Genomic DNA, 10175 nt, shown 5'->3' with positions numbered 1-10175 from the left:
GCCGGCCGGGCCGGTGACGACAGCCCGGTGGTCGAGGGCGGCACGGGTGGTGGCCAGGGAGAAGGCCACATCGAGCGGGTCGAGGTCGGGGTGCGCCGTCACGTGGGCGTGCAAGCGTTGGGCCTGCGCGCGCAGACCGTCCGCGGTGCGCGCCGACACGAGCCAGGGCAGGACGGGCGGGGTTCCCGCGACGGCTTCCGCGGCCTCGCCGCTGCCGTCGGTGTCGTGGGTGTCGTGGGTGTCCTCCCCGTTCTCCGACCCGTCGTCGAAAAGCGGCGGTTCAGCCACGATGACGTGCGCGTTGGTGCCGCTGATACCGAACGACGAGACGCCGGCCCGGCGCGGCCGGTCCTCCTCGGCGATCCACGGGAGCGCCTCGGTGAGCAGTTCGACGTTGCCCTCCGACCAGTCGACATGCGAGGAGGGCTCGTCCACGTGCAGCGTCCTGGGCAGGATCCCGGCCCGCATCGCCATCACCATCTTGATGACGCCGGCCACACCGGCCGCGGCCTGGGTGTGCGCGATGTTCGACTTGATGGACCCCAGGCGCAGCGGGCGGTCGGCCGCGCGTCCCTGCCCGTATGTGGCGAGCAGCGCCTGCGCTTCGATCGGGTCGCCGAGCGAGGTACCGGTGCCGTGCGCCTCCACCGCGTCCACGTCCTGCGCGGACACCCGGGCGTTGGCGAGAGCGGCGCGGATCACCCGCTGCTGGGCCGGACCGTTGGGGGCGGTGAGGCCGTTGCTGGCGCCGTCCTGGTTGACCGCGGAGCCCGCGACGACGGCCAGCACCTGGTGTCCGTTGCGGCGTGCGTCCGACAGCTTCTCCAGGACGAGGACGCCGACGCCCTCGCCCCAGCCGGTGCCATCGGCGCTGTCGGAGAACGCCTTGCAGCGCCCGTCGGGCGCGAGCCCGCGCTGCCGGCTGAACTCGATGAACACCGAAGGGCTCGCCATCAGGGCGACGCCGCCGGCCAGCGCCAGAGTGCACTCGCCGCTGCGCAGCGACTGGCAGGCGAGGTGCAGGGCGACCAGGGACGAGGAGCAGGCCGTGTCGATGCTGACCGCCGGGCCCTCCAGGCCGAAGGTGTACGAGATCCGGCCGGAGGCGACGCTGGCCGCGCTGCCGTTGCCGAGCAGGCCCTCGTACGCGTCGGGCAGCGGCTGGATGCGCTGGCCGTAGTCGTCGTACATGACGCCGGTGAAGACGCCGGTGCGGCTGCCGCGTAGGGAGTCGGGGGCGATCCCGGCGCGTTCGAAGGCCTCCCAGGTGGTTTCCAGGAGCAGCCGCTGCTGCGGGTCGATGGCGGTGGCCTCGCGTGGACTGATGCCGAAGAAGGCGGCGTCGAAGCGGTCCGCGTCGTAGAGGAAGCCGCCCTCGCGGGTGGAGATGGTGCCGCGGTGGTCCGGGTCGGGGTCGTAGAGCCCGTCCAGGTCCCAGCCGCGGCCGGCCGGGAAGTCGGACACGGCGTCGGTGCCGCTCTCCACGAGCCGCCACAGGTCCTGGGGGGACTTCACCCCGCCCGGGTAGCGGCAGCTCATCGCGACGATCGCGATGGGCTCCTGGTCGCCGGACTCCAGTTCCGCGAGCCGTTCGCGGGCCTCCTGCAGGTCGGCGGTCACCCAGCGGAGGTACTCGACGAGCTTCTCGTCGCTAGCCATTGCTGTCGCCCTTCTTGCGGCCCAGTCCGCGGTCGATGAAGTCGAGAATCTCGTCGGCTGACGCGGTCCGGAGGTGGTCGCGCCCCTTCGCCTGTTGCTTGTTCGTCTGTGGCGCCCGTTCGTCCCGGCGGCGCGCCTGTGTCCACTGGGAGAGCACCGTCTGGAGCCGGCTGGTGATGCGCAGCGCGGCCTCCTCGTCGGGTGCCATGCCGAGCAACGTGCTCTCCAGAACGTCGAGTTCGGCCAGCACTCGTTCTGCCGGGCCGACCTGTTCGGGTCGTACCAGGGACCACAGATGGGCGCCGAGCGCGGCCGCGGACGGGTGGTCGAAGATCAGCGTGGACGGCAGCCTGAGGCCGGTGGCCGCACCGAGCCGGTTGCGCAGCTCGACGGCGGTCAGCGAGTCGAATCCGAGGTCGCTGAAGGACTGTTCGGGGTTGACCTTGCCCGCGGTGTCATGACCGAGGACCGCTGCCACGTGCCCGTGCACCAGGTCCCGTACGTGGCGTTCCTGCTCGTGCTCCGGCAGGTCGGCCAGGTGGTGGTCGAGCGGGCGGCCGCTCACCGGCGCCGCCGGTCCGGCCGACGCCCGCCGGGCCGGTGCCCGGAGGAGGCCGCGCAGCATCGCCGGCAGGTTGCCGGCGCCCGCCTGGCCCCGCAACGCAACCGAGTTCAGGCGCAGCGGGAGCAGCAGGGCCGTGTCGGTGGCCGTGGCCTCGTCGAAGAGAGCGAGGCCCTGCTGTTCGGTGAGCGCCTCGAAGCCCGTACGGGCGAGCCGTCCCAGGTCCTCGCCGTCCAGGTCGCCGGTGATGCCGCCCTCCTGCGCCCACAGGCCCCACGCCTGCGCCTGGCCGGGCAGGCCCTGGGCCCGGCGGTGCTGGGCGAGGGCGTCCAGGAAGGTGTTGGCGGCGGCGTAGTTGGCCTGTCCCGGTCCGCCGAGGACGCCGGCCGCCGAGGAGAACAGCACGAACGCCGCCAGCTCGGTGTCGCGGGTCGCCTCGTGCAGGTGGACGGCCGCGTCGATCTTGGCTCGCAGCACGGTGGCGAGCCGTTCCCGGGTGAGCGTGTCGACGAGTCCGTCATCGAGGACGCCTGCGGTGTGCACGACTGCGGTCAGCGGGTGCGCCGGGTTGATCTTGGCGAGCAGTTCGCCGACCGCGACCGGGTCCGCCACGTCGCACGCGGCGATCGAGACCTCGGCCCCGCCGAGCACCAGTTCGTCGCGCAGCGCGGCCGCGCCCGGTGCCTCGATGCCACGCCGACTGGTCAGCACGAGGTGCCGTACGCCGTGTTCGATCACCAGGTGCCGGGCGAGCAGCCGGCCCAGGGAGCCGGTGCCGCCGGTGATCAGGACGGTGCCCTCGGAGTCCCAGGCGGCGGTGGAGAGTTCTGTCTCCGGTGCCCTGCCGCGGGCGAGCCGCGGGACGAGGGCGGTGCCGCCGCGGACGGTGACCTGCGCCTCGCCGGTGGCCAGCGCGGTGCGCACCGCGTCCGTCCAGTCGTCGGGGGTGTCCACGTCGACCAGGACGAACCGGCCCGGGTGCTCGGACTGGGCGGCCCGGACCAGGCCCCACACCGGGGCGTGGGCCAGGTCGCTGACGTCCTCGTCCGGGCGGACGGCGACGGCACCCGATGTGACGACCACCAAGGTGGCGTCGCCCGCGGCGGGGTCGGCCAGCCACTGGCGGACCGTGTCCAGGACGGTGCCCGCGGCCTCGTGTGCGGCGGCGGTCAGGTCCTCGCCTGCCTCGGGAAGCCTCGGCAGGACAGCGAACTCCCCCTCGCCGTCGACCGGTCGGGCAGAGTCCAGGACACGCCAGGCCACCTCGTCGGCCGCGCGCGCCGGCTGCGCCGGCGTCCAGTCGACGGTGTACAGCGCAGCGCCGTCGTCCGGCCGGGCGCGCCGCATCTGCTCGGCGGGCAGCGGCCGCGAGACCAGTGCCGCAACCGAGGCCACCGGCTGCCCCGCACCGTCCGCGAGCTGTACGGCCAGCCCCTCGCCGCCCGCGGGAGCGAGCCGTACCCGGGCCGCCCGCGCCCCGGTGGCGCTCAGCCGGACCCCGGTCCACGCGAACGGCAGCCGCACCTCGCTCCCGTCGGTGCGGGTGGCCAGCGCCGCGTGCAGGGCGGCGTCGAGCAGCGCCGGGTGGATTCCGAACCGTTCGGCGTCCGTGTCCTCCTCCTCGGGCAGCGCGACCTCGGCGAACACCTCGTCTTCGCGTTGCCATACGGCCGTGAGCCCCTGGAACGCGGGCCCGTACGCGTATCCCTCGACCGCGAGGCGCTCGTACAGCCCGTGCAGCGGAACGGACGCGGCACCCTGCGGAGGCCACTGCGTGAGGGCGAAGTCGTCGCGGCCTGGGTCGGCGACGAGCACCCCGTGGGCGTGCCGGGTCCACTCGCCATCGGCCGAGTCGGCGGCCCGCGCGTGGATACTCACCGCGCGGCGGTCGCCCTCCTCCTCGGCTCCGACCCGCACCTGCACGGTGATGTGCCCCTCGTCGGGCACCACGAGCGGTGCCCCGAGGGTGAGTTCCTCGATCCGCTCGCACCGGGTCCCGGCGCCCGCGCGGAGTGCCAGCTCGACCAGGGCGGCGCCGGGCAGCAGTACCGTGCCCAGCACCGTGTGGTCGGCCAGCCAGGGGTGGGTGCGCAGCGAGAGGCGGCCGGTCAGGACGGTGCCCTGGCCGTCGGCCAGCGGGACGGCGGCGCCGAGCAGGGGGTGCTCGGCGTCGCCGAGGCCGAGGGCGTCGGGTCGGCCGAGGGCGGGATCGGTGTCCTTGAGCCAGTAGCGGCGGCGCTGGAAGGCGTACGTCGGCAGGTCCACGCGGCGGCCGCCCGGCAGCAGTGCCGGCCAGTCGACCTCGACGCCGTGCGCCCAGGCGCGGGCGACCGCCGCAGGCAGCGCCTCGTGCTCGGGGCGGTCCTTGCGCACCAGCGGCAGGGCGAGCAGCCCGGGGCGCACCTCGTCGAGGGTGTCCTGTGCCATCGCGGTCAGGGCCCCGGAGGGACCTACCTCCACGAACACATCGGCACCCTCATCCGCCAGCGCCCGCACGCCGTCGGCGAACCGGACGGCTTCGCGGACGTGCCGCACCCAGTACTCGGGGGTGCTCAACTCCCCGCCGTCACCCAGCAGTCCGGTCGTATCGCACACCACCGGGATGCGCGGCGGGGCGTAGGTGATCGAGGCCACGACCTCGCGAAACTCCGCCAGCATCGGCTCCATCAACGGCGAATGGAACGCATGGCTGACCACAAGCCTCTTCGAGCGCCGACCCTCCAACCCGGCCAACACCTCATCCACCGCAGCCTGCTCACCCGACACGACAACAGCCCTCGGACCGTTCACCGCCGCAACCGCAACCCGGCCCTCCCAGCCAACGAGAGCCTGGCGAACCTCACCCTCCGCAGCCTCGACCGCCACCATCACCCCACCGGCCGGCAACGCCTGCATCAACCGACCCCGCGCAGACACCAGCCGCGCCGCATCCGCCAGCGAGAACACCCCCGCAACATGCGCCGCCGCAATCTCACCGACCGAATGCCCCAACAGGAAGTCGGCCCTGACACTCCAGCTCTCCAACAACCGGAACAACGCCACCTCAAACGCAAACAACGCACCCTGCGTATGCCGCGTCTGCGCCAGCAACTCCCCGTCACCGAACACCGCCGGATCCAGCTCCAGCGCCGCACACACCTCCCCCAACACCCGTGCAAACACCGGGAACGCAGCCGCCAGACCACGCCCCATCCCCACACGCTGCGCCCCCTGCCCCGAGAACAGGAACACCGTCCGCGCCCGAGCCCGGGTGACCCCTTGGGCGACTCCGGCGGGTGTGGCGCCCTCGGCCAGGGCCGCCAGGGAGTCCAGGAGGGCGTCGCGGTCCTGGCCCAGCACCACGGCCCGGTGCTCCAGTGCCGTACGGGTGGTCGCCAGCGAGAAGCCGACGTCTACCGCGTCCATACCGGGGCGCTCGGCGAGGTGGGCGTGCAGGCGGGCCGCCTGGGCGCGCAGGGTCTCCTCGGTCCGCGCCGACAGGGCCCAGGGCACCGTGCCGGCCGACGGGCGGCCGGGCGTCGCAGCGGCGGCCGCCGGGTGGGCGGTCCGGGGTGCCTCCTCGATGATCACGTGGACGTTGGTGCCACTGATGCCGAACGAGGAGACGCCGGCGCGGCGCGGGTGATCCGTCTCAGGCCACGGGCGGGCCTCGGTGAGGAGCTGGATGTTGCCGGCCGACCAGTCGGCGTGCGGCGTCGGCTCGTCCACGTGCAGCGTCCTGGGCAGGGTGCCCGCGCGCATCGCGAGGACCATCTTGATCACGCCGGCCACACCGGCCGCGGCCTGGGTGTGCGCGATGTTCGACTTCAGCGAACCGAGCCACAGCGGCCGGTCGGCGGGCCGGTCCTTCCCATACGTGTTGATCAGCGCCTGCGCCTCGATCGGGTCACCGAGCGAGGTACCGGTGCCGTGCGCCTCCACCGCGTCCACGTCCTGCGCGGACAGCCGCGCGTTGGCCAGCGCGGCGCGGATCACCCGCTGCTGGGCCGGACCGTTGGGCACGGTGAGCCCGCTGCTGGCGCCGTCCTGGTTCACCGCCGAGCCGCGCACCACGGCCAGCACTTCGTGGCCGTTGCGACGTGCGTCCGACAGTCGCTCGACGACCAGGACACCGACGCCCTCGCCGTGGCTGACCCCGTCGGCCGCGGCGGCGAAGGACTTGGAGCGCCCGTCGGGAGCCAGTCCCCGCTGCCGGGCGAACTCAATGTACTCCTGCGGCCCGGACATCACCGTCACGCCGCTGACCACGGCCAGCGAGCACTCACCGCTGCGCAGCGACTGGCCCGCGAGATGCAGGGCGACCAGGGACGAGGAGCACGCGGTGTCGACGGTGAAGGTCGGCCCCTGCAGGCCGAAGGTGTACGCGATCCGGCCGGAGATGACCGCGGAGGCGTTGCCGGTCATCGTATAGCCCTCGAGGCTACCGGGGATCTCGTTGAGGCTCAGCAGGTAGTCGGAGGGCATCGCCCCGGCGAAGACACCGACCTGGGTGCCGCGCAGTGAGTCCAGCGGAAGGCCGGCGCGTTCGAGGGCCTCCCAGTGCGTTTCGAGCAGGAGTCGCTGCTGCGGGTCCATCGACAGCGCCTCGCGCGGGGAGATCCCGAACGCCTCGGCGTCGAAGTCCGCGGCGTCCCGGAGGAACGCCCCATGGTTGGAGTAACTGGTCCCGGGCACGTCGGGATCGGGGTTGAACAGTGCCTCCAGGTCCCAGCCGCGGTCCGCGGGGAATGGTGAGACGGCGTCCCGGCCCTCGCTGAGCAGTGCCCACAGCTCCTCGGGTGAGCGGACGTCGCCGGGGAGGCGGCAGGCCATGCCGATGATGGCCAGCGGTTCGTCCGCCGTGGCCGTGCGCGTGGGGGCGGCCGGTGTGGGGGCCGCGTCCTCGCCGACGAGTTCGTCGCGCAGGTGGCGGGCGAGGGCCAGCGCGGTCGGGTGGTCGAAGATCAGCGTGGAGGGCAGGCGGAGCCCGACAGCTGCATTGACCGAGTTGCGCAACTGCACGGCCATCAGGGAGTCGAAGCCCATCTCGTGGAACCCGCGCCCGGGCACCACGGCCGACATGTCGGCATGTCCGAGGGCGGCCGCCACGTGCGTGCGCACCAGGTCGAGCAGCAGGCGCTCCTGCTCCTCCTCCGGCAGGCCCGCCAGACGCTGCACCAGGGCCGAGACCTCGTCGGCGGTGCCGGCCGCGGCAACGGTACGGCGGCCGGGCACCGGGGCCAGGCCGCGCAGCACGGCCGGCAGGGTGCCCGCGGCCGCCCGGGCCCGCAGGGCGGCGGTGTCGAAGCGCACTGGCGAGACCAGGCCGGTCACCGCCAGCGCCCGGTCGAAGAGCGCACTGCCCTGGGCATCGGTCAGCGCCAGCACGCCGTCGGCGGTGAGCCGCTGCCGACCGGCCCCGTCGAGCCCGCCGGTCATGCCGCCGGCCTGCTCCCACAGGCCCCAGGCCAAGGACACGCCCGCGAGCCCCTGGGCCCGGCGGTGCTCGGCGAGGGCGTCCAGGAAGGCGTTCGCCGCCGCGTAGTTGGCCTGGCCGGCGGCGCCGACGAGACCGGAGGTGGAGGAGAAGAGGACGAACGCGGCCAGGTCCAGGTGCCGGGTCGCCTCGTGCAGATGCCGGGCGGCATCGGCCTTCGGGCGCAGCACGGCCGCGAGCCGGTCGGCAGTCAGCGAGGTCAGGATGGCGTCGTCGAGGACGCCCGCCGTGTGCACGACCGCGGTCAGCGGATGCTCGGCGGCCACGCCGGCGACCAGTGCGTCCACCGCGGCGCGGTCGCTCACGTCGCAGGCGGCGACGGTCACGTGGGCACCGGCCGCCTCCAGCTCGGCCCGCAGGCCGACGGCACCGGGCGCATCGAGGCCGCGCCGTCCCGCAAGGATCAGGTGCCGTACCCCGTGCTCGGCCACCAGGTGCCGCGCGAACAGGGCACCGAGCGAGCCGGTGCCGCCCGTGATCAGCACCGTGCCCTCGGGGTCGAGGGACGGGGCCGCCGCCTGCACGTCGGTACGGGCCAGACGGGGCGCCAGCGGCACCCCGCGCCGCACCGCGACCTGCGGTTCACCGGTGGCGAGGGCTGCGGGCAGAAGTGTCTGCCAGGCTTGCGGGTCGTCCACGTCGACGAGGACGACCCGGTCCGGGTGCTCGGTCTGCGCTGAGCGCAGCAGGCCCCACAGCGCCGCGTGCGCGAGGTCCGGCACGTCCTCCTCACCGGCCGCGACGGCACGGGAGGTGACGACCACCAGCCGTGCCCCGTCCGGGACTTCGGCCTCCAGCCACCCGGTGACGGCGGTCAGCGCGGCGGCGGTGTCCTCGTGCAAGGCGGTCAGGACGTCGGCGCCGGGGACCGGCAGGTACGGCAGGACGGTCCACGGTGCGTCGTGCGCGCCGTCCTCCCCCAGCACGGCCCACTGGGTGACAGGCTCGCCGTCCCGGGCGGCCGGGGTCCACTCCATGCCGTACAGGGCGGCGCCGCCGATGGCGGCTGCGGAGTCCGTACGCAGCCGGTCGCTGTGCACCACTCGGGACACCAGGGCGTCGATGTGGGCGACCGGGCGGCCCGCGTCGTCGGCCAACTGGACGGTGACCGCCTGTGGTCCGGCCGGGGCCAACCGGGCGCGCGCCGTCCGCGCCCCCTGCGCCAGGAGCGAGATGCCGTTCCAGGCGAACGGGAGCCGTACCTCACCGCCCGCCTCGCCGGCGAGCAGTTCCGCGTGCAGGGCCGCGTCGAGCAGCGCCGGGTGGATGCCGAATCCTTCGGTGTCGACGCCGTCGGGCAGCCTCACCTCGGCGAAGGTCTCCTCGCCGCGCCGCCATACGGCCGTCAGGCCCTGGAACGCGGGCCCGTACCCGTAGCCCGCGCCCGCCAACCTGTCGTAGAACGCGCCCAGTTCGACCGGCTCGGCGCCTTCCGGCGGCCACACGGTCGGGGCGAAGCCGTCCACGGCTCCGGTCCCGAGCACGCCTTCGGCGTGCCGCACCCACGGTGCCCCGTCCTGGTCGAAGTCGTCATCGGCGGCGGGCCGGGAGTGCACGCTCAGCGCGTGCCGACCGGAGGCGTCGGCCGGGCCGACCCGCACCTGCACGGTCACGCCGCCCTCGGCGGGCAGCACCAGGGGCGCCTCCAGGGTCAGTTCCTCGACGCGGTCGCAGCCGACGGAGTCACCGGCGCGGACGGCCAGTTCGACGAAGGCGGTGCCCGGGAGCAGCACCGTGCCGCCCACCGCATGGTCGGCCAGCCAGGGGTGGGTGCGCAGCGAGAGGCGGCCGGTGAGCAGCACCCCGCTGTCCCCGGCGAGCGTCACCGCGGCACCCAGCAGGGGGTGCCCGGCCGCGCCGAGCCCGACCGCAGGCAGGTCGACGGGGCCGCGCTCGTCCTCCTCCAGCCAGTACCGCTGCCGCTGGAAGGCGTACGTCGGCAGGTCCACGCGACGGCCGCCCGGCAACAATGCCGTCCAGTCGATACCGACACCGTAGGTCCAGGCGCGGGCCAGGCCCTCGACCAAGGCCCGCGGCTCGGGCCTGTCCTTGTGTGCCGACGCCACCGCACGGGCGTCCGGGCGCACCTCGTCGAGGGTGTCCTGTGCCATCGCGGTCAGGACCCCGGAGGGACCCACCTCCACGAACACATCGGCACCCTCATCCGCCAGCGCCCGCACACCATCGGCGAAACGCACCGCCTCACGGACGTGCCGCACCCAATACTCCGCCGAGGACAACTCACCCGGCCCGGCAAGACGCCCGAACACATTCGACACCACCGGGATGCGCGGCGGGGCGTACGTGATCGAGGCCACGACCTCGCGAAACTCCGCCATCATCGGCTCCATCAACGGCGAATGGAACGCATGACTGACCACAAGCGGCTTGGTGCGCCGGCCCTCGAGGCAGGTCAGCACCTCCTCCACCGCCTGCCCGGCACCGGACAGCACCACCGAGCGCGGACCGTTCACCGCG

At 74.0% G+C, this 10175-nt stretch carries 2 protein-coding genes; both read right to left on the bottom strand.

What is annotated here, in order from left to right; all coding sequences use genetic code 11:
• Nucleotides 1–1620 (bottom strand): type I polyketide synthase (locus JK363_RS40585; RefSeq protein ID WP_372444956.1); only part of this gene is annotated, 1620 nt, incomplete at its 3' end.
• Between the two features lie 31 nt (nucleotides 1621–1651).
• Nucleotides 1652–10171 carry an SDR family NAD(P)-dependent oxidoreductase gene (locus tag JK363_RS40580; RefSeq protein WP_307822095.1) on the bottom strand — a complete coding sequence of 2840 codons (8520 nt, stop codon included), beginning with the start codon at nucleotides 10169–10171 and terminating at the stop codon, nucleotides 1652–1654.
• Nucleotides 10172–10175 lie beyond the last annotated feature (4 nt).

This window comes from Streptomyces coffeae (genome assembly GCF_016741875.1).
Classification (GTDB): Bacteria; Actinomycetota; Actinomycetes; order Streptomycetales; family Streptomycetaceae; genus Streptomyces; species Streptomyces coffeae.
This window is presented reverse-complemented; position numbering and strand designations above follow the sequence as displayed.